The organism is Klebsiella sp. SYXHC3 (assembly GCF_057196925.1).
Genome location: NZ_JBXUNG010000001.1, coordinates 160,797 through 186,576, shown reverse-complemented (window position 1 = coordinate 186,576; position 25,780 = coordinate 160,797). Strand labels below are relative to the sequence as shown.

21 protein-coding genes are annotated in these 25,780 nt (G+C 57.0%); 10 read left to right on the top strand and 11 right to left on the bottom strand.

Annotated elements, in window-relative coordinates:
- Positions 1 to 38 precede the first annotated feature (38 nt).
- On the bottom strand, positions 39 to 2,816 hold the full coding sequence (locus AC2CGP_RS00875; RefSeq protein WP_020078960.1) for a flavocytochrome c: 2,778 nt from the start codon (positions 2,814 to 2,816) through the stop codon (positions 39 to 41).
- Between the two features lie 639 nt (positions 2,817 to 3,455).
- Between AC2CGP_RS00875 and AC2CGP_RS00870 the strand changes: the two genes are divergently transcribed.
- The 3 genes from AC2CGP_RS00870 (at position 3,456) to AC2CGP_RS00860 (ending at position 8,435) form a co-directional block, all read left to right on the top strand.
- A complete protein-coding gene (locus tag AC2CGP_RS00870) occupies positions 3,456 to 4,961 on the top strand; it encodes an anion permease (protein ID WP_015366800.1) in 1,506 nt (501 codons plus the stop codon).
- Between the two features lie 55 nt (positions 4,962 to 5,016).
- A complete protein-coding gene (gene fumA, locus AC2CGP_RS00865) occupies positions 5,017 to 6,669 on the top strand; it encodes a class I fumarate hydratase FumA (RefSeq protein WP_484502228.1) in 1,653 nt (550 codons plus the stop codon).
- A 149-nt stretch (positions 6,670 to 6,818) separates the two neighbouring features.
- Positions 6,819 to 8,435, top strand: a complete 1,617-nt coding sequence (locus AC2CGP_RS00860; protein WP_020078962.1) for a mechanosensitive ion channel family protein — start codon at positions 6,819 to 6,821, stop codon at positions 8,433 to 8,435.
- 153 nt (positions 8,436 to 8,588) lie between these two features.
- Here the strand turns inward: AC2CGP_RS00860 and pcaC are convergent, their stop codons facing one another.
- From pcaC to AC2CGP_RS00830, 6 genes are read right to left on the bottom strand one after another with little or no spacing between them, the layout of a single operon-like run.
- On the bottom strand, positions 8,589 to 8,978 hold the full coding sequence (gene pcaC, locus AC2CGP_RS00855; RefSeq protein ID WP_015705266.1) for a 4-carboxymuconolactone decarboxylase: 390 nt from the start codon (positions 8,976 to 8,978) through the stop codon (positions 8,589 to 8,591).
- Positions 8,968 to 9,735: a 3-oxoadipate enol-lactonase gene (gene pcaD, locus AC2CGP_RS00850; protein WP_020078963.1), complete on the bottom strand. Its 768-nt coding sequence runs from the start codon at positions 9,733 to 9,735 to the stop codon at positions 8,968 to 8,970. Before pcaD ends, pcaC begins: the two co-directional genes overlap by 11 nt.
- Positions 9,725 to 11,077 (bottom strand): 3-carboxy-cis,cis-muconate cycloisomerase, encoded by a 1,353-nt coding sequence (locus tag AC2CGP_RS00845; RefSeq protein WP_020078964.1) that lies wholly within the window; start codon positions 11,075 to 11,077, stop codon positions 9,725 to 9,727. Before AC2CGP_RS00845 ends, pcaD begins: the two co-directional genes overlap by 11 nt.
- Positions 11,078 to 11,086: 9 nt before the next feature.
- Complete coding sequence (pcaF, locus tag AC2CGP_RS00840; RefSeq protein ID WP_020078965.1) at positions 11,087 to 12,289, bottom strand: 3-oxoadipyl-CoA thiolase; 1,203 nt, start codon at positions 12,287 to 12,289, stop codon at positions 11,087 to 11,089.
- Between the two features lie 10 nt (positions 12,290 to 12,299).
- The gene (locus tag AC2CGP_RS00835; protein ID WP_015705262.1) at positions 12,300 to 12,956 is read right to left on the bottom strand and encodes a 3-oxoacid CoA-transferase subunit B; all 657 of its coding nucleotides are present in this window, start codon (positions 12,954 to 12,956) and stop codon (positions 12,300 to 12,302) included.
- A gap of 10 nt (positions 12,957 to 12,966) precedes the next feature.
- Positions 12,967 to 13,653, bottom strand: coding sequence for a 3-oxoacid CoA-transferase subunit A (locus tag AC2CGP_RS00830; RefSeq protein WP_015705261.1), 687 nt, complete (start codon positions 13,651 to 13,653; stop codon positions 12,967 to 12,969).
- Positions 13,654 to 13,820: 167 nt separating this feature from the next.
- Between AC2CGP_RS00830 and AC2CGP_RS00825 the strand changes: the two genes are divergently transcribed.
- On the top strand, positions 13,821 to 14,627 hold the full coding sequence (locus tag AC2CGP_RS00825; protein WP_484502227.1) for an IclR family transcriptional regulator domain-containing protein: 807 nt from the start codon (positions 13,821 to 13,823) through the stop codon (positions 14,625 to 14,627).
- Here the strand turns inward: AC2CGP_RS00825 and smrA are convergent.
- A complete protein-coding gene (gene smrA / locus AC2CGP_RS00820) occupies positions 14,624 to 15,187 on the bottom strand; it encodes a DNA endonuclease SmrA (protein WP_015366810.1) in 564 nt (187 codons plus the stop codon). The genes AC2CGP_RS00825 and smrA overlap by 4 nt on opposite strands.
- Positions 15,188 to 15,289: 102 nt before the next feature.
- Positions 15,290 to 16,198, bottom strand: a complete 909-nt coding sequence (locus tag AC2CGP_RS00815) for a LysR family transcriptional regulator (RefSeq protein ID WP_015366811.1) — start codon at positions 16,196 to 16,198, stop codon at positions 15,290 to 15,292.
- A gap of 166 nt (positions 16,199 to 16,364) precedes the next feature.
- On the opposite strand from AC2CGP_RS00815, the gene AC2CGP_RS00810 reads away from it, so the two are divergent.
- The 6 genes from AC2CGP_RS00810 to uspE all read left to right on the top strand — a co-directional run bounded on the left by AC2CGP_RS00810 (position 16,365) and on the right by uspE (position 23,931).
- Positions 16,365 to 17,675, top strand: coding sequence for a M20 family metallo-hydrolase (locus tag AC2CGP_RS00810; RefSeq protein WP_101743581.1), 1,311 nt, complete (start codon positions 16,365 to 16,367; stop codon positions 17,673 to 17,675).
- On the top strand, positions 17,675 to 19,120 hold the full coding sequence (locus tag AC2CGP_RS00805; protein ID WP_045388318.1) for a M20 family metallopeptidase: 1,446 nt from the start codon (positions 17,675 to 17,677) through the stop codon (positions 19,118 to 19,120). The genes AC2CGP_RS00810 and AC2CGP_RS00805 overlap by 1 nt, the downstream gene beginning before the upstream one ends.
- Before the next feature lie 116 nt (positions 19,121 to 19,236).
- Positions 19,237 to 20,763 (top strand): p-aminobenzoyl-glutamate transporter, encoded by a 1,527-nt coding sequence (abgT, locus tag AC2CGP_RS00800; RefSeq protein WP_020078968.1) that lies wholly within the window; start codon positions 19,237 to 19,239, stop codon positions 20,761 to 20,763.
- Between the two features lie 603 nt (positions 20,764 to 21,366).
- Positions 21,367 to 21,882, top strand: a complete 516-nt coding sequence (gene ogt, locus AC2CGP_RS00795; RefSeq protein ID WP_015366816.1) for a methylated-DNA--[protein]-cysteine S-methyltransferase — start codon at positions 21,367 to 21,369, stop codon at positions 21,880 to 21,882.
- Positions 21,883 to 22,076: 194 nt separating this feature from the next.
- On the top strand, positions 22,077 to 22,829 hold the full coding sequence (fnr, locus tag AC2CGP_RS00790; RefSeq protein ID WP_004862555.1) for a fumarate/nitrate reduction transcriptional regulator Fnr: 753 nt from the start codon (positions 22,077 to 22,079) through the stop codon (positions 22,827 to 22,829).
- A gap of 151 nt (positions 22,830 to 22,980) precedes the next feature.
- The gene (uspE, locus tag AC2CGP_RS00785) at positions 22,981 to 23,931 is read left to right on the top strand and encodes a universal stress protein UspE (protein WP_015366817.1); all 951 of its coding nucleotides are present in this window, start codon (positions 22,981 to 22,983) and stop codon (positions 23,929 to 23,931) included.
- Between the two features lie 135 nt (positions 23,932 to 24,066).
- On the opposite strand, the gene AC2CGP_RS00780 is transcribed toward uspE, so the two are convergent.
- Together AC2CGP_RS00780 and pntB are read right to left on the bottom strand one after the other, a co-directional pair.
- A complete protein-coding gene (locus tag AC2CGP_RS00780) occupies positions 24,067 to 24,255 on the bottom strand; it encodes a YdiH family protein (RefSeq protein ID WP_015366818.1) in 189 nt (62 codons plus the stop codon).
- Positions 24,256 to 24,385: 130 nt separating this feature from the next.
- Entirely contained in the window at positions 24,386 to 25,774 is a 1,389-nt protein-coding gene (gene pntB / locus AC2CGP_RS00775; protein ID WP_047036426.1) for a Re/Si-specific NAD(P)(+) transhydrogenase subunit beta, read from the bottom strand.
- Between the last annotated feature and the right edge of the window lie 6 nt (positions 25,775 to 25,780).

Here is a 25,780-nt window from a genome sequence, read left to right as displayed (position 1 = left end):
CCGGGCGGCTAAGCCAGCCCGGCATCAGCAATTACCTATTATCCTCTGGCACGTTTCGCCGCCTGATGGCCCGCGAGGGTACCGAAGATGATGATATCCGCGACCGCGTTACCGCCGATGCGGTTACCGCCATGGATACCACCAACCACTTCACCCGCGGCGTAGGCGCCGCGAATCGGCTGCTGCGCCACATTCAGCACTTCGCCATCGGTATTAATGGTCACGCCGCCCATAGTGTGGTGCACCCCTGGGGCAATACGAATGGCGTGGAACGGGCCTTCGTTAATCGGCGCGCGCAGCGCGGTTGTGCGGCCAAACGCTTCATCGTGCTGTTTTTCCACCGCGCCGTTGTAGCATTCCAGGGTAGCGAGGAACGCATGGTAATCCATCCCCAGTTTCTCCGCCAGTTCACGCGGCGAGCTGGCGCTGGTGACGAAGCCTTTGGCGATATACTCGTCGGCGGCTTTGTTTTTCGCCCGCACATGCTCGTCGAAGACGATGTAAGCATAGTGTTCCGGCAGCGCGATAATCGCCGCAGACACTTTATCGCGGGTCTCCATCTCGTTGAAGAAGCGGTTCCCCTGCTGGTTAACGAGAATAGCGCCGCCGCCGCGAATCGATTCGGAAATCAGGTACGAGGTCTGCTGCTCGACGGTCGGGTGAATTTGAATTTCGCCCATGTCCACGGTGCCGGCGCCAATGCGCTCCAGCAGCGCGATACCGCTACCGGTCGCCCCTTTATGGTTGGTGGTCACGAAGCCTTCGAGGTCAGGACGATATTTCACCACCATCGCGCTGTTGGCGCTGAAGCCGCCGGTCGCCACGATGATACTTTTGGTCTGCACGTCGATGATCTCTTGTTCATCGTTGATAAGACGCACGCCGCTCACTTCGTCGTGGCGCATCAGGATCTCTTCTACCGAGGTATCCAGCAGCACATCGATACCGCGTTTGGTGATATTACGCACCAGACCGCTAATCAGGTAGCCGCCAACCGCCGATCCGTCGCGCGGACGGTGGGTACGGTCGATACTCATCCCGCCGGTGGTGGTGATATCGTTAAGCATAATCCCACGGTCCGCCAGCCATTCAATGGCTTGCGGCGCGTTTTCAACGAAACGACGCAGCAGCTGCGGGTTGTTTTTGTTGTGGCCGCCCTTCAGGGTTTCCTGATAGAACAACTCTTTACTGTCCTGAATACCTTTGACGCGCTGGAAGCGGGTTTCCGCGGCGTTCATCCCGGCGGAAGCTTTGATGGTGTTGCCGCCAATAGTCGGCATTTTTTCAACGATCAGCACGCTGGCGCCTTCGTCGTGGGCCTGAATCGCCGCAGCCAGACCGGCGCCGCCGCTCCCCACCACCACAACGTCATAGCTTTTCGGCGCGGCATCGTTGCCGCCCTCTTCCTCAGCCAGCGCTTTGCTGGATTTCAGCATCGCTTTGGACACCGCTTTTTTCACCGCTTCGCTCTGGCTGGTCGCGCCGGAGATAGCGTCGACGTGCGGCGTGTTGGCGGTCAGAATACGTTCGCGGATCTCTTCGAAGCTGGTGGTAAATTCAACGCTCTGTACTGGGCTTGCGGCCAGCTCAATATCCGCAATGCGATCGTTTTCGAGGCTGACGTTAATGACCAGTTCGTTGGCATCGTCCTGAACGGTTTCGACAAACATCCCCGGTTTAAATTTCGCGTCGCCCATGCTCATGTCGCGGATCATCGCTTCGACCAGCGAGAAACGCCACAGCGGTTCCGGAATGTGCAGCGCCTCGCGCTGGGTGCTGTCGATAAAGAGTTCCAGCTCTTCGCCGGCGGCGATACGTGAAGCCCAGTCCGGATAGGCGATGCAGGCGCGGCCGACGGCCATCAGGTCATAACCGTGATCGAGGCCCTGTTCGGCGTCGGCTGCGTTAACCACTCCGCCGACGCCCATCACCGGCACCTGCGCCAGCGTTTCAGAACGCATCGCGCAGTATTTTTCAATCAGCGGCGTCGGATCGCTGGTATCTACGATAGACGGGCGCAGCGTCGCGCCAACCGAGAAGTGCAGGTAATCGACGCCGCGGGCGGCCAGTTTCTCCAGCAGATACATGGTGTCATCGAAGCGGATCCCCGGGACTTCCATCTCTTCCGGCGAGAAGCGATAGCCGATAATAAAGGCATCATCAGCGTACTGACGGGCCATTTTATGCGTGATGTCCAGTACCGCCAGCGGGAATCTGGCGCGGTTGTCGCGGCTGCCGCCCCACTCATCGTCACGCTGGTTGGAGTTCGGCGAATAGAACTGCTGGATAAGATAGGTGTTGGCGCCGTGGATTTCGACGCCGTCGAAACCGGCAAGAATCGCGCGGCGTACGCCGTCGCCAAATTTGGCAATCATGCCTTCGACTTCTTCACCACTGAGGGCGCGCGGCATGGCGGCGCCGTCGCGCGGCGCGGCAATGGCGCTCGGCGCCACCGGCTGGCGACCACCAATCAACTGTGGGTCAACCATGCGGCCGCCGTGGTAAATCTGCAGAATCGCTTTCGAGCCTTCCGCTTTTATCGCTTCGGCGATTTTCGCCAGTCCGGCGATTTTTTCATCGTTATCAATGCCAATAGCGCCCGGGAAGGCCAGACCATAATCATCAATAAAGCAGCATTCAACGATGATAGTCCCGATGCTGCCGGCACGGGCGCGATAGTATTCAACGAGCTCGCTGGTGACGGTACCATCGAAATAACCGGTGCAGGTGGTCATTGGCGCCATTAGCAAACGGTTTTTCAGTTCAGTCCCATTCGGTAAAGTAAATGGCTGCAGAATTCGTTCGTTACTGGTCATATTAATACTCCAGATTTTAAATATTGAAATTCAGAATTGGGTGACGGAAATTTTATTGATTGTTTATTTTCATTCCTGTTGTCATGCCAATAATATAGCTCGTTTTTTAGTTACTAAATTAATTACGTTAGTTAAAAAACTATTTAATACCTGCAATAACAGCAATACCTCTATTGTATTATTAAATTTATATATCGCATTTACATAATACAAATGAATGATAACATTTCAGTCACTTTTGTTAACGCTGCAAAAACGCACAAAACAAAAATAAAACATGCCATTTCAATAACTTAAATAATAAATCGGTTTAGCCATTTATTATTATTTAAGCGTTCCATTAACAATTAACGTTTCTTACGGATAATAACCACATCATCATATGTGGTTATTGCCAAACGAAAAAAAAGATCCAGATCACCTGTTTTTTTTGATCTCGATCAATTGCAATGCAACGTGAAAGCGCAATATATAAATACCCAATGAATTTAATTTAACGCCGCGAAAAACGCGTTAAATAACCGTTTAAGCAATAAGCAATCTCGACCATTAATAATTAAAGAAACTTTCGCAACTAAAAAAATCGAGCATTGTAAGCGAAGACGGAACCGTATTTTCAACTACTAGCAGATACTCATTATGAAAGAGAAAAAGACAACCATACCGCCTGCCGGTGCCGCGTCTAACGCGGCGTATAAACGTCTGATCATGATGGCGTTGCCCATTATCGTCGCCGTACTGCTGCTGTTCGTCCCGGTGCCTGACGGCTTACCGCCATTCGCCTGGCACTATTTTGCTATCTTCGTCGGCGTTATCGTCGGCCTTATCTTCGAACCGCTGCCGGGCGCCGTTATCGGTATCACCGGGGTGGTGGTGATTGCTTTATGTAGCCAGTGGCTGCTGTTCAGCCCGGAACAGATGGCGGCGCCGAGCTTTAAGCTGGCCGGCGCGTCATTTAAATGGGCGGTCAGCGGCTTTGGTAACTCTACCGTGTGGCTGATCTTCGGCGCATTCATGTTCGCCGCGGGCTATGACAAAACCCAGTTCGGCCGCCGTCTGGCGCTGATTCTGGTTAAATATCTTGGCCGCCGCAGCCTGACGCTGGGCTACGCCATTACCTTCGCTGACCTGCTGCTGGCGCCGTTTACCCCGTCCAATACCGCACGTAGCGGCGGGACCATCTACCCGATTATTGCTAACCTGCCGCCGCTGTACGGTTCTAAACCTAACGATCCGAGCGCACGCCGTATTGGTTCTTATCTGATGTGGGTAGCTATTACCGCCGCCTGTATCACCAGTTCCATGTTCCTGTCGGCGCTGGCGCCGAACCTGCTGGCGCTGGCGCTGGTAAAAAGCATCGTCGGTATCAACATCTCCTGGGGTACCTGGTTTATCGCCTTCCTGCCGCTGGGTATCCTGCTGATTCTGGCCATGCCGCTGCTGGCGTACTGGTTCTACCCGCCAGAAGTAAAAATCAATAACGAAGTACCGCTGTGGGCCGCTCGTGAACTGGAAAAACTGGGCAAACTGTCGCGCAATGAAATCCTGCTGCTGGTGTTTGTTTGCTTCGCACTGATGATGTGGATCTTCGCCGCCGACTGGATTGAACCGGCGCTGGCTGCCCTGCTGGTTATCGTGCTGATGCTGTGGACCGGCGTGCTGTCCTGGAGCGATATCACCAACAACAAAGCGGCATGGAATACCTTTGTCTGGTTCGCCACGCTGGTCGCGCTGGCTGACGGTCTCTCCTCCACTGGCTTCATCGCCTGGTTGGGTAAAGAAGGCGGCGCGCTGATGAGCGGTATTTCTCCGGGCGTTGCGACCATCGTCCTGCTGCTGGCGTTCTATCTGCTGCACTACCTGTTCGCCAGCACCACCGCGCACACTACCGCGCTGCTGCCGGCCATGCTGACCATCGCTTCGACTATCCCGGGCATGAATATGCAAGTCTTCGTCCTGCTGATGGTGACCTCGCTGGGCGTGATGGGCATCATCACCCCGTACGGTACCGGTCCGAGCCCGATTTACTACGGCAGCGGCTACCTGCCAACCAAAGACTACTGGCGCCTCGGCACCATCTTCGGCGCCATCTTCCTGGCCGCCCTGCTGCTGATTGGCTATCCGTGGATGTCCATGATGTTCTGATTCATAACCGCCGGGTCTTCCCCCGGCGGTTTTTATCTTTATGGAGTATGTGAATATGTCGACGAAACCCTTTGTTTATCAAGACCCGTTCCCGATGGCGCATGACGATACCGAATACTATTTGCTCAGCAAAGAGCACGTCTCCGTCGCCGAATTCGCGGGCCAGGAAGTATTAAAGGTTGAACCGCAGGCGTTAACTCTGCTGGCGCAGCAGGCCTTCCACGATGCCGCTTTTATGCTGCGCGTCTCGCATCAGCAGCAGGTCGCGGCCATTTTGCTCGACCCGCAGGCCAGCGAAAACGACAAATACGTCGCGCTGCAGTTCCTGCGTAATTCCGAAATCGCCGCCAAAGGTGTGCTGCCCACCTGCCAGGATACCGGCACCGCCATCATCATGGGTAAAAAAGGCCAGCGCGTTTGGACGGGCGGCGGCGATGAAGCCGCGCTGGCGCAGGGCGTCTATAACACCTATACCGAAGACAACCTGCGTTACTCGCAGAATGCGCCGCTGGATATGTATAAAGAGGTCAACACCGGCACCAACCTGCCGGCGCAGATCGATCTCTACAGCGTCGACGGCGACGAATATAAATTCCTGTGCATGGCGAAAGGCGGCGGTTCCGCCAACAAAACCTATCTGTACCAGGAAACCAAAGCGTTAATCACCCCGGCGAAGCTGAAAAACTACCTCGTCGAGAAGATGCGTACCCTCGGTACCGCGGCCTGCCCGCCCTACCACATCGCCTTTGTGATCGGCGGCACCTCAGCGGAAGCGACGCTGAAGACCGTTAAGCTGGCTTCCGCCCGCTACTATGACGACCTGCCGACCGCGGGTAACGAGCACGGTCAGGCGTTCCGCGATGTGCAGCTGGAGCAAGAGCTGCTGCAGGAAGCGCAAAATCTCGGCCTCGGCGCGCAGTTTGGCGGGAAATATTTTGCCCACGATATCCGCGTTATCCGTCTGCCGCGCCACGGCGCGTCCTGTCCTATCGGTATGGGCGTCTCCTGCTCCGCCGACCGCAACATCAAAGCTAAAATCAACCGCGACGGCATCTGGATCGAAAAACTGGAGAGCAACCCGGGGAAATATATCCCTGAACACCTGCGCCAACAGGGTGAAGGCAATGTGGTTAGCATCAACCTGAATCAGCCGATGAGTGAGATCCTGACGCAGCTGTCGGCGCACCCGGTCTCAACGCGTCTGAGCCTTAACGGCACCATTATCGTGGCCCGCGACATTGCCCACGCTAAGCTGAAAGAGCTTATCGATAACGGCGAAGCGCTGCCGCAGTACGTGAAAGATCACCCGATCTACTACGCCGGCCCGGCAAAAACACCCGCCGGTTACGCCTCAGGTTCTCTCGGCCCGACCACCGCAGGACGAATGGATTCCTACGTCGATCTGCTGCAATCGCACGGCGCCAGCATGGTGATGCTGGCCAAAGGTAACCGCAGCCAGCAGGTGACTGACGCCTGCCATAAACACGGCGGTTTCTACCTCGGCAGCATTGGCGGCCCAGCGGCAGTACTCGCCCAGCAGAGCATTAAGAGCCTCGAGTGCGTGGCTTATCCGGAGCTGGGAATGGAAGCTATCTGGAAAATCGAAGTGGAAGATTTCCCGGCCTTTATCCTCGTTGATGATAAAGGTAACGACTTCTTCCAGCAGATCCAAAATCAGCAGTGCGCCGGTTGTAAACAACACGGCTAATCCCCTCCGCGCCCGGCGGCTCATCGTCGGGCGTATTCTCCCCCCTTAATTCTTGAATTCACCCGACGCTGAACTATGCTCAATCCAGCAGCCGCTCAGAGTTTGACCGGCTGAAAAATAACAATAATTCCTCTTTTCTGGTGTCGCATATGAACAGGATTCAGGCGTTGTTAACGGCGTGCTTTCTGCTATGGCTGGCCTTCCCGCTTTCCGCGGCAGAACCTCGTCAGCAGCCCACCGCTCGCGAGCAGGCGCGAACCGTCGCTATTTTCCATCAACCGATCGTCATGCTACAGGCTACATTCGGCCAGACCACGCCGGAAGAACGGGTTCTGCGCATCCGCAATACGCTACGCGCCTTCACCGAAGCCGACATCAGCCAGCCGCTACAGGTGGTGCCAGTCACCCGCTACAACCAGCCGGGGCGGCTGTTTCTGATGAATGGCAAACCTATTATGTTGCTAAGCCAGGCTGACCTCGATGAAGGCGACGATCTGACGTTGGATCAGGCGGCGCAGCGCGTTCTTGCCCGTATGGAAGCGCAAAGGACGTCGCTGCGCGAACAGTACAATACCCGCTATTTGTTGCTGGCGGCGCTGAAATCCGCCGCCGGCGCGTTGCTCCTCGCCCTGGCCTGCTATTTCGCTTTTCGCTCATGGCGGCGAGTGCGCCGTTTTTTCCATCTACGGATCCTCGAAAAACGCAGCATGATCCCACATAGCTGGCGGCGGTTTCTCGGTAACGTCGAGAGCCGGTTATACGCGCTGCTGTTAGTACTGCTAGGGATACTGGCGGGTTATGTCTGGCTGAGTTGGGTATTCAGCCTGTTTCCGTGGACCCGGGTATGGGGAGAATCGCTCGGTGAGTGGTCAGTAGGGGTAATTCGTGATATTTCGCTGTCCATCGTGTCGGCGCTGCCGGGATTGATGATCGTACTGCTTATCTTTCTGATTACGTGGTTTATCATCCGCCTGCTGAAGGTGGTGTTGGATCAGGTCGCCGCCGGGCGTCTGCAGATCCCCGGTCTGCATCCAGAAACCGTCGGCGCCACGCGAAAGCTTATCGCCGTGGTTATCTGGCTCTTTGCGCTCTCCGCCGCCTATCCTTTCTTGCCTGGCGCAAACTCTCTGGCCTTCAAGGGGATTAGCGTGTTCTTCGGCCTGATGTTGACGCTGGGCTCAGCGGGGGTGATGAATCACGCCATGAGCGGACTGGTGCTGATTTATACCCGTGCGCTGCATAAAGGCGACTGGATCCGCATCGCCGATAACGAAGGCCAGGTCAGCGAGATCGGCATGCTGGCGACCAAAATCCTGACCCGCGAGAACTATATTGTCACCCTGCCGAACGCGGTGGTGGTCAGCGGTAAAATCACCAATCTCAGCGGCAGTGACCCGCAACAGGGAATCAACCTCACCACCGGCGTGACCATTGGTTACGATACGCCGTGGCGGCAGGTACAGGCGATGCTGGAACTGGCGGCCCACCGCGCCCAGGGAGTGGATCATCAGGTGGCGCCGGTGGTTCGCAAACTGGGATTGCTCGATTGGTATACGTCGTATGAACTGCAGGTGCGGCTGTTACCGGAAACGACGCTGCCGGAGGGGCGCAACGCGCTGCACAGCAGCATTATCGATGTGTTTAACGAATTTGGCGTGCAGATTATGTCGCCCAATTTTGTCATGCAACCGAAAGGCGCGGTGGTGGTCGCCAAAGAGGATTGGTATACCGCCCCGGCCGTCGCGCCGCAGGAAGGCGACAGATAACGTCATCCTACGCCAACGCAGCGTCACCAGGTAATGCCGGATGGCGCTGCGCTTATCCGGCCTACAACTCAAAATCCCCGGTGGCGCTACCGCTTACCGGGGCTACAGCGCCGTGCGATTTAGTAGCCCGGACAAGGCGCAATGCGCCGCCCCCTACGCCTGCGCGGCGTCGATCTCGGCAAACACCTGCTGCGCAAGGTGCAGCGTGGCGTTTGCCGCCGGTAAGCCGCAGTACAGCGCCGAATGCATAATCAACTCTTTCAGCTCATCACGGGTCACGCCGTTATTAAAGGCGGCGCGCAGATGCATCTTAAGTTCCGCCTCGCGGTTGAGCGCAATCAGCATCGCAATAGTGATCATGCTGCGGGTATGGTGATCGAGCCCCGGACGCGTCCAGGTTTCTCCCCAGGCGTAACGGGTGATGAAATCCTGAAACTCCTCATTCAGCGGCGTGAGGTTCTGCAGCGTACGGTCAACGTGAGCATCGCCTAATACCTTGCGGCGAACCTCCATTCCCTGCTGATAACGTTGTTTATCTTCCATTTTGCTCCCCCAGCAAAAAGCCGTTCAGCGCGGCGTTAAAGGCGGCTGGCGCTTCGATATTCGACAGATGCGACGCGCTCAGCACCACCACCTGGGAATCGGCAATCTGCTGATGCAGGAAGTTAGCGTCGGCGACAGTCGTGACAGGGTCACTTTCTCCGGCAATAATCAGCACCGGAATCGCAATTTGCCCGACCTCCCCCCGCAGGTCAGCCGCCGCCAGGGCTTCGCAGCAGGCAGCGTAGCCTTCGGCGTCGCTATGAGTCAGTTGATGGCATAATGCCTCGACCACCTCCGGCGCGCGCTGGCGGAAAGCATCGCTGAACCAGCGATCCGCCGCCCCCGCGGCAACCACATCCATCCCTTCCTGACGCACCGCACGAGCGCGAGAAAGCCAGCCCGACTGATCGCCGATCCGCGCAGCGGTATTGGCCACCGCCACCGCGTAAAAACGTTCCGGCGCAAAGCGCGCCAGCCATAATCCCGTCAGCCCGCCCATCGAAATACCGCAAAACAGTGCCTTACCGATATTAAGGTGATCGAGCAGCGCAAGTACGTCTTCGCCCAGTTGCGCCAGGGTAACCTTGCCGTTTTTCGTCGTTTTACCATGGCCATGGGTGTCATAACGCAGTACGCGAAAATTCGCCGTCAGGGCCTCCATTTGCGGCTGCCACATGGCGCGCGTGGTGCCAAGCGAGTTCGACAGCACGATAACCGGCGCGCCTTCCGGCCCGTCGAGTTGATAATCAAGATTCATGATGTTGCTCCTGATAACGCGCCAGTACCTGGCGCACAAAGCGTTCGGCGCTACCGGTAGCCGTTGCAGGATCCAGTAGCGCGTTTAAACGTTCGCGGGAGAGATACTGACTGACCTGCGGGTCAGCCGCCAGCAGATCGACAAGCAAGCCATTGCGATCCAACGCCTGACGACACAGCGCTTCTACACGATGGTGCGCCTCGGCTTTGCCAATAAACTCCGCCAGCGCCAGGGTCACCGCTTCCGCCATAATCAGCCCGTGAGTGATATCAAGGTCGGCACGCATCTTATGCACGAAAACCTGCATCTCGCGCACCAGCATGTCAGTTTGCGCCAGCGCCCCGCCCACCAGCATAATCAGCTCCGGTAGCGTTTCCCATTCGGCCTGCCAGCCGCCGAGCGCGCGCTCATGCTGTTGGATTTGGCCGGCGTAGAGGGTGGCGACCAGCCCCGGCGTGCGCTGCGCCGCGGTTAGAATCGCCGCGCAGGAGACCGGGTTACGTTTGTGCGGCATGGTCGAGGAGCCCCCGCGCCCTTCCGCCAGCGGCTCGCCGACTTCCGCAACCTCGGTTTGCATCAGCAACGAAAAATCATTGGCGAATTTTCCCAGGGTGCCGCAAACGCCGGCGAACCAGGCGCCGACCTCGAGGAAACGGTCGCGCTGGCTATGCCATGGCGTATCCGGCAACTGCAGGTCGAGGGTTTGCGCCAACGCCTGCGCCACCTGCGGCGCCTGCTGTTTCAATGAATCAAGCGTGCCCGCCGCGCCGCCAAACTGCAGCGCCAGCACCCGTGGGCGCATCTCAATCAACCGCTGCTGCCAGCGCAGCAGCGCATCCAGCGTCCCCGCCAGTTTAAGGCCAAACGTGACCGGTAGCGCATGCTGCATCCAGGTGCGCCCCGGCATCACCGTATGTTGATAGCGCTGCGCCTGTTCGGCGAACGCGTCAATCAGGCTTTGTAGCAGGCTATCCGTCGCCGCCAGCGCGCCCCGCAGTTGCAGAACAAACCCGGTATCGATAGCGTCCTGGCTGGTGGCGCCCCAATGGACATAGCGCGCGGCGTCCGGATCCTGCGCTTTCACCCGCGCAGTCAGCTGTTTAACCAGCGGAATAGCCAGATTGCCGGCGCTGGCCGCCGATTGTCCCAGCGCGTCGAAATCGATAAGCGCATGCCGGCAGGCGTTGACTATCGGCGAGACTGCCGCCTGCGGCACCAGCCCGCAGTCGGCCTGCGCCTGCGCCAGCGCGGCTTCGAAATCCAGCATACCCTGTACCCGCTGCGCATCGCTGAACCAGTCGGTTAGCGGACTGCTACGCAACATGGGGGTCAACAAACTCATCGCGACTCCTTAAACGCGTTCAATAATCAGCGCAATCCCCTGGCCCACGCCGATACACATGGTGCACAGCGCATAGCGGCCGCCGGTACGCTTCAACTGATAAGCGGCGGTCATCGCCAGACGTCCGCCGGAAGCCCCCAGCGGATGACCCAGCGCAATGGCCCCGCCGTTGGGGTTAACGTGGGCAGCATCATCCGGCAGGCCTAAATCACGGGTAACCGCCAGCGCCTGCGCGGCAAAAGCCTCATTCAGTTCGATGACATCCATCTGCGCCAGCGTCAGCCCGGTTTGCGCTAACACTTTGCGCACCGCCGGTGCCGGGCCGAAGCCCATAATCCGCGGCGCCACCCCTGCCGTCGCCACGCCGACAACCCGCGCCAGCGGCTGTAAATCATTCGCCGACATCGCCTGTTCACTGGCCAACAACAGCGCACAGGCGCCGTCGTTGACGCCGGAGGCGTTACCGGCGGTAACGCTGCCGTCGGCGCGGACCACGCCGCGCAGTTTAGCCAGCGCCTCCAGCGAGGTGCTGCGCGGATGTTCATCGCGGCTGAAACGCAGCGGCTCACCTTTGCGCTGCGGCACCGATACGGCGATCAGTTCATCGGCGAAACGCCCCGCTTCCTGCGCCGCCGCGGTACGTAACTGACTGCGTAGCGCAAAAGCGTCCTGGTCGGCGCGAGAAATGGCAAACTCATCGGCGACGTTTTCCGCAGTTTCCGGCATCGAGTGCACGCCGTACAGCGCTTTCATCTGCGGGTTAATAAAGCGCCAGCCGATGGTGGTATCTTCCATCTGCATCGAGCGGCTAAAGGCGCTCTCGGCTTTGCCCATCACAAACGGCGCGCGCGACATACTCTCCACCCCACCGGCGATCATCAGTTGAGTTTCGCCGCTTTTAATCGCCCGCGCCGCGACGCCGATCGCATCGAGACTGGAACCACAGAGGCGGTTAATCGTGCTGCCGGGAACGCTCTGCGGCAGCCCGGCCAGCAACAGCGCCATGCGCGCCACGTTACGGTTATCTTCTCCGGCCTGGTTAGCGCAGCCGTAGATCACATCGTCGATCAGCGCCGGATCGAGTCCCGGGTTACGCTCCAGCAGCGCTTTCAGCGGCAGCGCCGCCAAATCGTCGGCGCGCATACTGGATAATGCGCCGCCAAAACGGCCAAACGGCGTACGCACCGCATCACAGATAAATGCCTGATTCATCATAGGTTCCTTACGCACTTTCCGCCAGTTGTTCAAAAGTCAGCGCCACCGGAGTGATGCGCTGTAGCTCTTCAAAGGAGAGGCCATTAAAGATTTCGCGCACCACCGGGCCGCGGTCGGTAATATCGATGACCGCCAGATCGGTATAGATACGGCTGACGCAACCGACGCCGGTCAGCGGGTAGCTGCACTGTTCGACCAGTTTGCATTCGCCATCGCGGGTCAGATGGTCCATCATCACAAACACCTGGCGGGCGCCGATAGCCAAATCCATCGCCCCTCCAACCGCCGGGATCGAATCCGGCGCGCCGGTGCTCCAGTTAGCGAGATCGCCGCTGGCGGAAACCTGATAGGCGCCCAGCACGCAGATATCCAGATGTCCGCCGCGCATCATGGCGAAGGAGTCGCCATGGTGGAAAAAACAGCCGCCCTGCAGCAGGGTGACATACTCTTTACCCGCGTTGATCAGTTCTGGATCCTCTTCGCCGGGCTGCGGCTTCGGCCCCATTCCCAGTAGCCCGTTTTCACTGTGCAGGAACACCTCTTTATCGGCAGGTAGATAGTTGGCGATACGGGTCGGCAGACCGATACCAAGGTTGACGTAAGCGCCTTCCGGAATATCGCGGGCGACGCGCTGGGCCATTTCGTCACGAGTCAGTTTTTGCATGTTCGGCTCCTCAGGCGCTTTGCGCGACGGACAGATTTTCCAGCGAGAATACACGCTGGACGAAAATCCCCGGGGTGATGATGTTTTCCGGGTCGAGTTCGCCAAGGGCGACCAGCTGCGAGACTTCAACAATGGTGGTTTTGGCGGCGGTCGCCATAATCGGGCCGAAGTTGCGCGCCGCTTTGCGGTAGACCAGGTTGCCCCAGCGGTCTCCCTGGTGGGCCTTAATCAAGGCGAAGTCAGCTTTAATCGGATACTCAAGCACATAATGGCGGCCATCTATTTCCCGGGTTTCTTTGCCTTCCGCCAGCGGCGTGCCGTAGCCGGTAGGGGTAAAGACCGCGCCGAGACCTGCGCCAGCGGCCTGGATCCGCGCCGCCAGGTTGCCCTGCGGCACCAGTTCCAGCTCAACTTTGCCGCGGCGATAGAGGTCATCGAAAATTTGTGAATCTACCTGGCGCGGGAATGAGCAGATCATTTTGCGCACCCGCCCGGCTTTGAGCAGCGCCGCCAGCCCCACTTCGCCATTACCCGCGTTGTTATTAATAATGGTTAGGTCGCGGGCGCCCTGGTCAATCAGGGCGTCAATCAGATACGTCGGCTGCCCGGCGGGGCCAAATCCGCCGATCATGATGGTCGCGCCGTCGTGGATCCCGGCAATGGCCTCACTCAGCGTCGACACGCTTTTATCAATCATCAGGTCGCTCCTTAACGTGCGGTAATCGCACTTATATGCGTTGTTCGCACAAAATGTGACCCGCTTAACGATGCTGGTCAAGGGCGATAATCGAAATATGGTGCGATAATCGAACATCGTATATCTTTAGCGAAAGAATGTGATCGATGGCAAATACGGAGAACAAAATGGACAAGCATCCAGATGATGTAGTGGCGGGCGACGGCGATCCGTTTAAGGGCGACCCGAACTTTATGGCGTCGCTGGCGCGGGGGCTGGAAGTGATTCAGGCTTTTACCCCGCAGCGCCCGGTGCTGTCGATTTCGCAGATCAGCCAAAAGACCGGCATCCCCCGAGCGGCGGTACGGCGCTGCCTGTATACCTTAAGCAAACTGGGATTCGTCTACGCCGAAGACGGTAAGAATTTCCAGCTGCGTCCGCGGATCCTCGCCCTCGGTCACGCCTGGCTGGCCTCAACGCCGCTGGCGCGCTCGGCGCAGCCGGTGCTCAAGCATCTGAGCGAAATGCTCAATGAATCCTGCTCAATCGCCACCCTCGATGGCGACGATATCCTGTATATCGCCCGCGCCTCCAGTTCGCGAATTATGACGATCGATCTTGATATCGGCAGCCGCCTGCCGGCGTGGGCGACCTCCATGGGCCGCGTGCTGTTAAGCCATCAGCCGGAAGAACGGCTGAACGACATGCTGGGCCGGGTGACGATGATTCGCTACACCCCGCAAACGGTAGATTCGGTGAATAAGCTGCGCGCGGAGCTAAAACGCGTGCATCAGCAGGGATATGCGTTGAACGATCAGGAACTGGAAATGGGGCTGCGTTCGCTGGCGGTACCGCTATATAACCCGCAGGGACAGGTGAAAGCAGCGCTGAACGTCGGGGTTCACGCGGGCCAGATGTCGACCCGCGAAATGCTGGACAGAGTGCTGCCGGAATTACAAAAAGCCGCCCGCGAGCTAACGCTGCTGCTGCGCTAGCGGCTGCGTTTAGCGTGCAGCTCCCAGTTCTCCTGCTTAGCCTGTTCGGATTTACGCAGCGCCACGTAACAAGCGCCGCTGCCGCCGTGGTGCGGTAGCGCGGCGCAAAACGCCTGTACCTCGGGCAACTCTGGCAGCCAGCGCGCCAGGTAGCTGCGAATAATATTGGCGTGGGCCTGGTCATCACGGCCTTTGCCGTGGATGATAAGTAAATTACGCAGCCCCTCTTTTTGCGCCTGTATCACGAAGGCGAACAGCATTTGCCGACACTGTTCGACCGGCTGGCGCAGGAGCGACAGGCTTGCCTGCTGGCTGTATTTTCCGCGCCGCAGTTTTTCCAGCACTCCGCTTTGCAGCCCTTCCCGTTTGAACTCCAGCGGCACGGCGAGCGGTACGATATCGAGGTAGCCGGTGGTCAGATAATTATCGAGCTGCAGGGTATCGATACGCTGCGGGGCGCGCACGTTGCGCTCACGGTGCCAGTGTACGTCATTATTGCGTTTCAGAGGCTGGACATCCTCCATGGCGTCAAGAAACAGGGATTTGTCGTCAAGGTTCATGGTCTCTCCTCCAGCGGCTATCGCCTGCTACTATAGCCGCCTCGCGCCTCCCCCTCAACGCGTTTAGCCGCCACTGCCGGCAAATAGCCCCACGCAGGATTTTTAAGGAAACAATTGACGGCTTTGACGACGAAACAAGGTGATTAACGAAGCCGTTAACGGCGTTGGTCGCGTATCGCGCCGCTGAATCAGGTAGTAGGTTGCCCTGGGCAACGTTTCACGTATCGGGATCATCACCAGTTTATCCGCCATCATCGGATCGTTTCCGAGCTCTACCGGCAGAATGCTGAGGAAATCGCTCTTCACCACCAGACTGATGCACGAAGAGAAGGTTTCACACACGATATCGACCTTGGGCGCCAGCCCGGCCTGGTTAAACATCTCCTGCAGTTGTTTAAAGTAGCTACCGCGCGGCGTTGGCATCGTCCAGTGGTGATCGAGCAATTCAGTCAGGGAAGTGGCGCGCGCCGCCGGATGTCCGGCGCGGGCGAATACCGCGAATGGTTTCTCAAACAGTTTTTCAAAGCTGAATTCATGATCGTACGGGCCGGGATAGTAGGTGTTGATAGTGAAATCAAGCTCACCCTGACGCAGTTCATTAATCATCGCCAGAAGTTGCCCTTCCATGATCCGCACCTTCACCAACGGATGCTGCTGATGAAAGCGGCAGATCACCGATGGCATCAGCGAACGGGCGACGCTGGCGCCGAGACCAATATTAATCTGCCCGGCCTGCTCGCCCTGACGCTGCAGCAGTTCATCCTGAGCCGCCCGCAGCTCTTCAAGGATCAGGCTCGCATGTTGGTAAAAACTTTCGCCGTTTTCCGTCAGCGCCACCCCCTGGCTGCGGCGGACAAACAGTTGGGCGGAAAGCCCCTCTTCCAGCTCTTTAATCGCCTTGGTCAACGCAGGCTGCGAGATCGCCAGCGCCCGGCTGGCGCCGCGAATACTCCCCTCGCGGGCAACCTCAACGAAAGCGCGAATTTGATGAAATTTAATCTGAAATGACATGCTTTAGATGATAACCATTGTTTATCAGACAGAAGAAAATGACATCTACTGTAATCGAACATGCTGTGGCAGGTTAAGGGTGAGATTGCATGAAAGGCGTATGTGATAAGCAAAAGCTATCACTTCGTGAACGCCGTCACACTTTTTTAATATGACAGGAAGGGTTATGCCGCAACTTCATGAATTCATCAGCCAACTGGCGCCGGAAATGACGCAATGGCGTCGTGATTTTCACCTGCACGCGGAGTCCGGATGGCTGGAATTTCGTACCGCCAGCAAGGTTGCCGAGATCTTAGACGGACTCGGTTATCAACTGGCGCTCGGGCGCGACGTTATCGATGCCGACAGCCGAATGGGGCTGCCCGACGACGCCACCCTGGCACAGGCATTCCAGCGCGCCCGCGAACAGGGAGCGCCGGAACGTTGGCTAACGGCTTTTGAAGGCGGATTCGCCGGCGTCGTCGCCACCCTGGACACCGGCCGCCCCGGCCCGACGCTGGCGTTTCGCGTCGATATGGACGCGCTCGATCTTAACGAACAACACGACGATTGCCATCGCCCGCATCGCGCGGGTTTCGCCTCCTGCAACGCCGGGATGATGCACGCCTGCGGCCATGACGGCCATACCGCCATTGGGCTGGGTTTAGCGCATGTGCTACAGCAGTATGCCGATCGGCTCAACGGGATCATCAAGCTGATTTTCCAGCCTGCCGAAGAAGGTACCCGCGGCGCGCGCGCGATGGTGGCGGCAGGCGTGCTCGATAACGTGGACTACTTCACCGCCATTCATATCGGCACCGGCGTCCCCAGCGGCACCGTGGTCTGCGGCGGTGACAACTTTATGGCGACCACCAAATTCGATGTGCAATTCGAGGGCGTCGCCGCTCACGCCGGCGGCAAACCGGAAGATGGGCGCAACGCGCTACTGGCCGCCGCGCAGGCCTCCCTCGCCCTGCACGCCATCGCGCCGCACAGCGCCGGCGCCTCGCGGGTTAACGTCGGTGTTATGCAGGCCGGTACCGGGCGCAACGTGGTCCCTTCTTCCGCGCTGATAAAAGTCGAAACCCGTGGCGAGACAGAAGCTATCAACCAGTATGTGTTTGAGCGGGCGCAAAACGTGATTGCCGGCGCCGCAGCGATGTATGAAGCCCGCTATGAACTACGGCTCATGGGCGCGGCAACTTCCAGTGTCCCCTCTCCGGCGTGGGTGCAATACCTGCGTGAACAGGCAGCACAGGTGCCAGGTGTGATAGAGGCGGTGGATCATATTGCTGCGCCGGCGGGATCCGAAGATGCCACTTTGATGATGGCGCGGGTACAGGAGCGCGGTGGACTGGCTTCATACATGATTTTCGGTACTGAACTGAGCGCCGGACATCACAATGAGAAATTTGATTTCGACGAAGGGGTCATGACCATCGCGGTCGAGACGCTGGCGCACATCGCGCTCAACTTTCCCTGGCAGCGAGGTGTGTGATGGAAAAGATCTATCAATTTGTTGATGACATCATTGAATCGCGACGCGACGATTTTTGCGCTATTGCCGATGATATCTGGGATCATCCGGAAACCCGATTCCAGGAATTCTGGTCCGCCGCGCGGTTGGCCGACGCGCTGGAAGCGGAAGGTTTTCAACTAAGCCGTCACGCTGGTGGAATCCCCAATGCGTTTATCGCCAGCTTTGGCGAGGGTAAACCAGTCATCGCCCTGCTCGGCGAGTTTGATGCGCTGGCAGGACTCAGCCAACAGGCGCACAGTGCTGAACCAACATCCGCGACGCCGGGGGAAAATGGCCACGGCTGTGGGCATAATCTACTTGGCACCGCGGCGTTCGCCGCTGCGGTCGCCGCGAAACAGTGGCTGCAGCAGCATGGCGGCTCGGGCACCCTGCGCTTTTATGGCTGCCCGGGTGAAGAAGGCGGCTCGGGTAAAACCTTTATGGTGCGCGAGGGACTATTCGATGATATCGACGCCGCCCTCACCTGGCATCCGGAAGCCTGGGCCGGGATGTTCAGCACCAGCACGCTGGCCAATATTCAGGCGGCGTGGCGCTTTACCGGAACCGCTGCCCACGCCGCAAACTCACCGCATCTTGGGCGTAGCGCGTTGGACGCCGTCACGCTGATGACCACCGGCAGTAACTTCCTCAATGAGCATATTATCGAGAAAGCGCGTGTGCACTATGCCATTACTGATACCGGCGGTGTGTCGCCCAACGTGGTGCAGGCGCAGGCTGAAGTGCTGTATTTGATTCGCGCTCCGGAAATGGCCGACGTGCAGCAAATCTTTGCCCGTATTGAGAAAATTGCTCAGGGCGCCGCGCTGATGACCGAAACCAGCGTCAGCTGTCGTTTTGAAAAAGCCTGTTCCAGCTATCTCCCCAATCGCACGCTGGAAGCGGCAATGTATCAGGCCGTATGTCATTACGGTACGCCGCAATGGAGTAACGAAGAGCGCGCTTTCGCAGCGGATATTCGCTCCACGCTCGGCGTGAACGATATACAGAACAGCCTGAAGAATATTGCCGGCACCAGCGGTGAAGAAGGAAAAGCGTTTTCCCGCCGCCATCACGACACGGTACTGATCGATGAAGTCGCGCCGTGGGCGGCGACGGAAAACGTGCTGGCCGGCTCTACCGACGTCGGCGACGTGAGCTGGAAAGCGCCGGTGGCCCAGTGTTTTAGCCCCTGCTTCGCCATCGGTACGCCGCTGCACAGCTGGCAACTGGTAAGCCAGGGAAAAACCTCCATCGCCCATAAAGGGATGCTGCTGGCGGGTAAGATACTGGGAGCAACGGCAATTCGTTTGTTCAGCGACAGGCCGTTGCTCGAAGCAAGCCAGCAGGAACTGGCTCAGGTACTGGCGGTAAGCCCATACCAGTGCCCGATCCCGCGTGACGTCGTACCATCAATTTTAAAATAAGAAAAATTAGCCTCTGGGATAACGTACAGCGTGATGGCAATCGCCAATAAAAATAACAGCTGACAACCCCTGAGGCATGCCGCAACCAACACAACAACGACAACTGAGGAACGCCCATGAGTATGTCATCCATACCGTCGCATTCCCCCACCGGTAAGCTGTATGGCTGGGTTGAGAAAATAGGTAATAAGGTTCCGCATCCATTTTTGCTGTTTATCTATCTGATAGTGGCGCTGATGGCCGCTACCGCCATCTTGTCGGCGCTAAACGTCGGCGTACAGAACCCCACCGACGGTTCGCGAGTGGTGGTAAAGAATCTGCTCAGCGTGGAAGGGCTGCACTGGTTTCTGCCGAACGTGATTAAAAACTTTAGCGGCTTCGCGCCGCTGGGGGCGATTCTGGCGCTGGTGCTCGGCGCCGGTTTCGCCGAACGCGTCGGCCTGCTGCCGTCGCTGATGGTCAAAATGTCATCGCACGTTAGCGCGCGTTACGCCAGTTACATGGTGTTATTTATCGCCTTCTTCAGCCACATCTCTTCCGACGCGGCGCTGGTCATTATGCCGCCGCTAGGGGCGTTGATGTTTCTCGCCGTCGGTCGTCATCCAGTGGCGGGGTTGCTGGCGGCGATCGCCGGCGTTGGCTGCGGATTCACGGCAAATTTACTCATTGTCACCACCGACGTATTGCTCTCCGGTATCAGTACCGAAGCGGCGAAAACGCTCGATGCCTCGCTGCATGTTAGCGTCATCGACAACTGGTACTTCATGGCTACCTCAGTCATCGTACTTACTCTGGTCGGCGGATTGATTACCGATAAACTGGTCGAGCCGCGGTTAGGAAAGTGGCAGGGTAAGAGTGATGAAACGCTGCAGACGCTGACGGCGGAACAGCGCTTCGGGCTGCGCATTGCCGGTATTGCGGCGCTGTTGTTTGTGGCGGTTATCGCGCTGATGGTGGTGCCGGACAACGGCATTCTGCGCGATCCCATCAAGCATACCGTGATGCCCTCGCCCTTTATTAAAGGCATTGTGCCGCTGATTATCTTTTTTTTCTTTGTCGTATCTTTAGCTTACGGCATCGCCACCGGCAAAATTCGCCGTCAGGCTGACCTGCCGCAGTTAATGATCGAGCCGATGAAGGAGATGGCCGGATTTATCGTGATGGTCTTCCCGCTGGCCCAGTTTGTCGCCATGTTTAACTGGAGCAACATGGGGAAATTCATGGCCGTTGGTCTGACCGATGTGCTGGAGAGCGCCGGGATGAATGGGGTGCCGGCGTTTGTCGGCCTGGCGCTACTGTCGGCGTTTTTGTGTATGTTTATCGCCAGCGGTTCGGCTATCTGGTCGATTCTGGCGCCCATTTTTGTGCCAATGTTTATGCTGCTGGGCTTTCACCCGGCGTTTGCGCAGATCCTGTTCCGAATCGCTGACTCTTCCGTGCTGCCGCTCGCGCCGGTATCGCCGTTTGTGCCGCTGTTTCTCGGCTTTTTACAGCGCTACCGGCCCGATGCCAAACTGGGCACCTACTATTCGCTGGTATTACCCTACCCACTCATTTTCTTAGCCGTCTGGCTACTGCTGCTGGTGGGTTGGTATCTTGTCGGGCTGCCGATAGGTCCCGGCATCTATCCGCGTTTGCCCTAACGCAGCGACAGGCCAGGGAGGGCCTGCGTGAGTTAACGAATTGTGGTGCGGTTCAGGAGCGTTTTACACAGACTTTCGATGGCCAACGACAGCAAATTGATAGCTAACCCACTGATAATCAACACAACAACTCCCGTTAATATGTATTGCATATCGCCACCTTTCTGTTGGTTAAAAAAAACCAGCGCCAAAGCGCTGGAAAAATAATTGACTCAAGGAATGCCTGTATATTTATCTGCGACGCCGGGTGCCTCCCGGTGAATTAGCCAGTTCACGCTAATTCGCGTGCGTATGACAAACTGCATAGAGATTTGAACTGAACGCTCCTCCGCACAGGGGAATTCGCCGCCAGACAAAGGTAGCAAAATGCTCTTTCTGCCGCGCCTGCTAGTTAATGCAAAAATAAACATTGCTCCCCGTCCCTTTATTCCGGCAATTTGCGATTGGGCAATCGAATGACGGAATTTAAATGACTGCGATTCGTATTTATAAATTAATAGTACAGCCTTTCATTATTTGCTGACCTTTCGGAGGTATAGTTGGCAGAGCGCACGTCATGATATGGTGTGCCCTTGCCGAAATAACCTCGTAGAAGGAAGACCGATGCTGACGCTACTGCAAGATAAAATCGATACCCCGCTGGGGCCGTTGTGGGTCATTTGCGATGAACAATTTAACCTGCGCGCCGTGGAGTGGGATCAGCACCGTGACCGTATGGAGCAACTGCTCGACATCCACTACCGCCATGAGGGTTATGAACGTCTTGATGCGCGCGATCCGGGCGGGCTGAGCGCGAAGCTGCGGCAATACTTCGACGGCGATCTCGCGATTATCGATACCCTGCCGACCGCCACCGGCGGGACGCCGTTTCAACGTCAGGTCTGGCAAGCGCTGCGCACGATTCCCTGCGGGCAAGTCATGCACTACGGTCAGTTAGCCGAGGCTCTCGGCCGCCCAGGCGCGGCCCGTGCGGTCGGCGCGGCAAACGGTTCCAATCCGGTCAGCATTGTGGTTCCCTGCCATCGGGTGATTGGCCGTAACGGCACCATGACCGGCTACGCCGGGGGCGTACAGCGCAAAGAGTGGTTATTGCGCCATGAAGGCTATTTGCTGCTTTAACAGATAATGCCTTTTTTGGAAATTACAGGTAACTTTACAATAATTGATCGCTTAATAAATTGCTTGTTATCAAAGAGATAGGGTGAAAGGTATATTTCCCCTTCTAATATTGCGTCTTTCCGGGTTTCGAGACTTACTTGCTCCTCAAAAAGATGTTAAAATTGACCAATATCAATTAAAGCTTGAGCAGACATATGATCCCGGAAAAGCGAATTATACGACGCATTCAGTCTGGTGGTTGTGCAATCCATTGTCAGGATTGCAGCATTAGCCAGCTCTGCATCCCCTTTACTTTGAACGAACATGAGCTGGATCAGCTTGATAATATCATCGAGCGTAAGAAGCCTATTCAGAAAGGGCAAACCCTGTTCAAAGCGGGTGATGAGCTGAAGTCGCTGTACGCTATCCGTTCAGGGACCATCAAAAGCTACACCATCACCGAACAAGGCGATGAGCAGATTACCGGCTTCCACCTGGCGGGTGATTTGGTCGGTTTTGACGCCATTGGCACCGCCCTGCACCCAAGCTTTGCGCAGGCGCTGGAAACCTCAATGGTTTGCGAAATTCCGTTCGAAACGCTGGATGATCTTTCCGGTAAAATGCCGAACCTGCGTCAGCAGATGATGCGCCTGATGAGCGGCGAGATCAAAGGCGATCAGGACATGATCCTGCTGCTTTCCAAAAAGAACGCAGAAGAACGGCTGGCGGCCTTTATCTACAACCTATCCCGCCGTTTCGCGCAGCGCGGCTTCTCACCGCGTGAGTTCCGCCTGACCATGACGCGTGGCGACATCGGCAACTATCTGGGCCTGACGGTAGAAACCATTAGCCGCCTGCTCGGTCGTTTCCAGAAAAGCGGTATGCTGGCGGTGAAAGGGAAATATATCACCATCGAAAACAGCGATCTGCTGGCGCAACTGGCAGGCCAGGCGCGCAACGTCGCCTGATTTATCTCCGCTATACTTTCTTCTACCTTGTGCCGGATCGACATTTTTTTCTAATTTGTTGATCTGGCCAGGGTCATCCCCTGTTTCAATTCATCCATATAGGTTATCTTTTTAATGACTGACTGTAGCTACAGCTGTAAGGAGACCCTGTATGGCGAAGTATCAGAACATGCTGGTAGTAATCGACCCTAACCAGGACGACCAGCCTGCATTACGGCGCGCGGTGTATCTGCACCAACGGATTGGTGGACGCATCAAAGCCTTTTTGCCGATCTATGATTTTTCCTATGAAATGACCACCCTGCTGTCGCCCGACGAGCGGACGGCGATGCGCCAGGGCGTGATTAGCCAACGCAGCGCCTGGATCCGTGAACAGGCCAAGTTTTACATTGAATCCGGGGTGCCAATCGATATCAAAGTGGTGTGGCACAACCGCCCCTTTGAAGCCATCATTCAGGAAATCATCAGCGATAAACACGACCTGCTGCTGAAAATGGCCCATCAGCACGACAAACTCGAAGCCGTCATCTTCACCCCGACCGACTGGCACCTGCTGCGCAAATGTCCATGCCCGGTATGGATGGTTAAAGATCAACCGTGGCCGGAAGGCGGTAAAGCGCTGGTGGCGGTTAATCTGGCCAGTGAAGAGAACTATCACAACGCCCTCAATGAAAAACTGGTGCGGGAGACCATCGCCCTCGCCGATCAGGTTAACCATACCGAAGTACATCTGGTTGGCGCCTATCCGGTGACGCCTATCAACATCGCCATTGAATTACCTGATTTTGACCCGAGCATCTATAACGATGCGATTCGCGGCCAGCATCTGCTGGCTATGAAAGCGCTGCGCCAGAAATTCAGCATCGATGAAAACCGCACCCACGTAGAGAAAGGGCTGCCGGAAGAGGTTATCCCTGATTTAGCTGAACATCTGCAGGCCGGGATTGTGGTGCTGGGCACCGTTGGCCGCACCGGTATTTCTGCCGCGTTTCTCGGCAATACCGCGGAACAGGTTATCGACCACCTGCGCTGCGACCTGCTGGTACTGAAACCGGAAGCTTATCAAACCCCGGTTGAACTGGACGATGAAGACGACGACTAACGGCGTCTCATGAGGTTTGAAATTATATCTAACATCCCCCGCCCGTCGGGGGATTTTTTTGTCGGCCCGCTAAAGAAGAAAAAGGGCCATACGGCCCCGGATATCAACGCTAATTTAACAAGCTTAGAGAATGCGTTAGTGGATACCTAAACGCCAGGCCAGGTCGATCTCTTCTTTTAGTTCCATCGACGAAAGCGACATCAGATCGGCAAACTCGAGCTCGAGGAGTTTGAGCTTCTTCAGGTACTGCGCGGGGGTCATAACAGCGGTATCGCGGCGCAGGTACTCGATGGCCATCTGCGTGGGGGTTAACTCGGTATCCATAATATCCTCAGTGTGGTGAAAAAACAGGCATAGTATAACACCCATCGCCGTTCACTTTATGAGCAAATCATGGTTTCGCTGTCTATATAAAAAAGCCGTCTCAACAGAGACGGCTTAGAGCGTTGCGCTATTACAGCGCTTTCAGAATGGCATCCACGCTGGCTTTAGCGTCGCCAAACAGCATGTGGGTGTTCTCTTTGAAGAACAGCGGGTTCTGCACGCCTGCATAGCCGGTGTTCATCGACCGTTTAAAGACCACCACGTTTTGCGCCTTCCACACTTCCAGCACCGGCATACCGGCGATCGGGCTCTTCGGATCGTCCTGCGCCGCCGGGTTCACCGTGTCGTTCGCGCCAATCACCAGTACAGTATCGGTATCGGCGAAATCATCGTTAATTTCATCCATTTCCAGCACCACATCGTACGGAACCTTCGCTTCCGCCAGCAGCACGTTCATGTGCCCCGGCAGTCGTCCGGCGACCGGGTGGATACCGAAGCGCACCTTGATACCGCGCGCACGCAGCTTCTCAGTGATTTCCGCCACCGGATACTGCGCCTGTGCCACCGCCATCCCGTAGCCCGGCGTGATGATCACGGAATGCGAGTTTTTCAGCATTTCAGCCGTCTCTTCGGCGCTGATTTCACGATGCTCGCCAACTTCTTCATCGTCGCTGGAACTGCCGCCATCGGTGCCGAAACCGCCGGCGATAACGCTGATAAACGAACGGTTCATCGCCTTACACATAATGTAGGAGAGGATGGCACCGGAAGAACCGACCAGCGCGCCGGTCACGATCAGAAGGTCATTGCTGAGCATGAAGCCCGCCGCCGCCGCCGCCCAACCGGAGTACGAGTTCAGCATCGATACCACCACCGGCATATCCGCGCCGCCGATAGACGCCACCAGGTGCCAGCCGAACGCCAGCGCGATAATGGTCATCACCAGCAGGCATAGTACCTGCGTTCCGGTGCTGTCAGTACGCACGAAGGCCACCAGCAGCAGGAAAGAGATGACTAACGCCGCCAGGTTCAGCTTGTGGCGATTCGGCAACATCAGCGGTTTTGACGAAATTTTGCCGCGCAGCTTACCAAAAGCAACGATCGAGCCGGTGAAGGTCACGGCGCCGATAAAGATGCCGAGAAACACTTCAGTCAGGTGAATATTCGCCAGCACCTGATCGAGGCCCGGGCCATGGTCGAGATAACTGTTGAAGCCGACCAGCACCGCCGCCAGACCAACGAAGCTATGCAGCACCGCCACCAGCTCCGGCATCTCGGTCATTTCGACTTTCTTCGCCAGACGAATACCGATCGCGCCGCCGATAACCATCGCCACGATGATCCAACCGACGTTACCGCTGTCCGGCCCGAAGATGGTGGCAATCAGCGCAATCGCCATCCCGGCGATGCCGTACAGGTTCCCCTGCTTCGACGTTTCGTGCTTTGACAGCCCCGCAAGGCTAAAGATAAACAGAATAGCGGCAACAATGTATGCAGCTGTAACTAATCCTCCAGACATGTGCTA

Excerpts from the sequence above, each read along its gene's own strand:
- AC2CGP_RS00875 (WP_020078960.1), bottom strand. The coding sequence starts at position 2,816 with ATGACCAGTAACGAACGAATTCTGCAGCCATTTACTTTACCGAATGGG.
- AC2CGP_RS00870 (WP_015366800.1), top strand. The coding sequence starts at position 3,456 with ATGAAAGAGAAAAAGACAACCATACCGCCTGCCGGTGCCGCGTCTAAC.
- fumA (WP_484502228.1), top strand. The coding sequence starts at position 5,017 with ATGTCGACGAAACCCTTTGTTTATCAAGACCCGTTCCCGATGGCGCAT.
- AC2CGP_RS00860 (WP_020078962.1), top strand. The coding sequence starts at position 6,819 with ATGAACAGGATTCAGGCGTTGTTAACGGCGTGCTTTCTGCTATGGCTG.
- pcaC (WP_015705266.1), bottom strand. The coding sequence starts at position 8,978 with ATGGAAGATAAACAACGTTATCAGCAGGGAATGGAGGTTCGCCGCAAG.
- pcaD (WP_020078963.1), bottom strand. The coding sequence starts at position 9,735 with ATGAATCTTGATTATCAACTCGACGGGCCGGAAGGCGCGCCGGTTATC.
- AC2CGP_RS00845 (WP_020078964.1), bottom strand. The coding sequence starts at position 11,077 with ATGAGTTTGTTGACCCCCATGTTGCGTAGCAGTCCGCTAACCGACTGG.
- pcaF (WP_020078965.1), bottom strand. The coding sequence starts at position 12,289 with ATGAATCAGGCATTTATCTGTGATGCGGTGCGTACGCCGTTTGGCCGT.
- AC2CGP_RS00835 (WP_015705262.1), bottom strand. The coding sequence starts at position 12,956 with ATGCAAAAACTGACTCGTGACGAAATGGCCCAGCGCGTCGCCCGCGAT.
- AC2CGP_RS00830 (WP_015705261.1), bottom strand. The coding sequence starts at position 13,653 with ATGATTGATAAAAGCGTGTCGACGCTGAGTGAGGCCATTGCCGGGATC.
- AC2CGP_RS00825 (WP_484502227.1), top strand. The coding sequence starts at position 13,821 with ATGGACAAGCATCCAGATGATGTAGTGGCGGGCGACGGCGATCCGTTT.
- smrA (WP_015366810.1), bottom strand. The coding sequence starts at position 15,187 with ATGAACCTTGACGACAAATCCCTGTTTCTTGACGCCATGGAGGATGTC.
- AC2CGP_RS00815 (WP_015366811.1), bottom strand. The coding sequence starts at position 16,198 with ATGTCATTTCAGATTAAATTTCATCAAATTCGCGCTTTCGTTGAGGTT.
- AC2CGP_RS00810 (WP_101743581.1), top strand. The coding sequence starts at position 16,365 with ATGCCGCAACTTCATGAATTCATCAGCCAACTGGCGCCGGAAATGACG.
- AC2CGP_RS00805 (WP_045388318.1), top strand. The coding sequence starts at position 17,675 with ATGGAAAAGATCTATCAATTTGTTGATGACATCATTGAATCGCGACGC.
- abgT (WP_020078968.1), top strand. The coding sequence starts at position 19,237 with ATGAGTATGTCATCCATACCGTCGCATTCCCCCACCGGTAAGCTGTAT.
- ogt (WP_015366816.1), top strand. The coding sequence starts at position 21,367 with ATGCTGACGCTACTGCAAGATAAAATCGATACCCCGCTGGGGCCGTTG.
- fnr (WP_004862555.1), top strand. The coding sequence starts at position 22,077 with ATGATCCCGGAAAAGCGAATTATACGACGCATTCAGTCTGGTGGTTGT.
- uspE (WP_015366817.1), top strand. The coding sequence starts at position 22,981 with ATGGCGAAGTATCAGAACATGCTGGTAGTAATCGACCCTAACCAGGAC.
- AC2CGP_RS00780 (WP_015366818.1), bottom strand. The coding sequence starts at position 24,255 with ATGGATACCGAGTTAACCCCCACGCAGATGGCCATCGAGTACCTGCGC.
- pntB (WP_047036426.1), bottom strand. The coding sequence starts at position 25,774 with ATGTCTGGAGGATTAGTTACAGCTGCATACATTGTTGCCGCTATTCTG.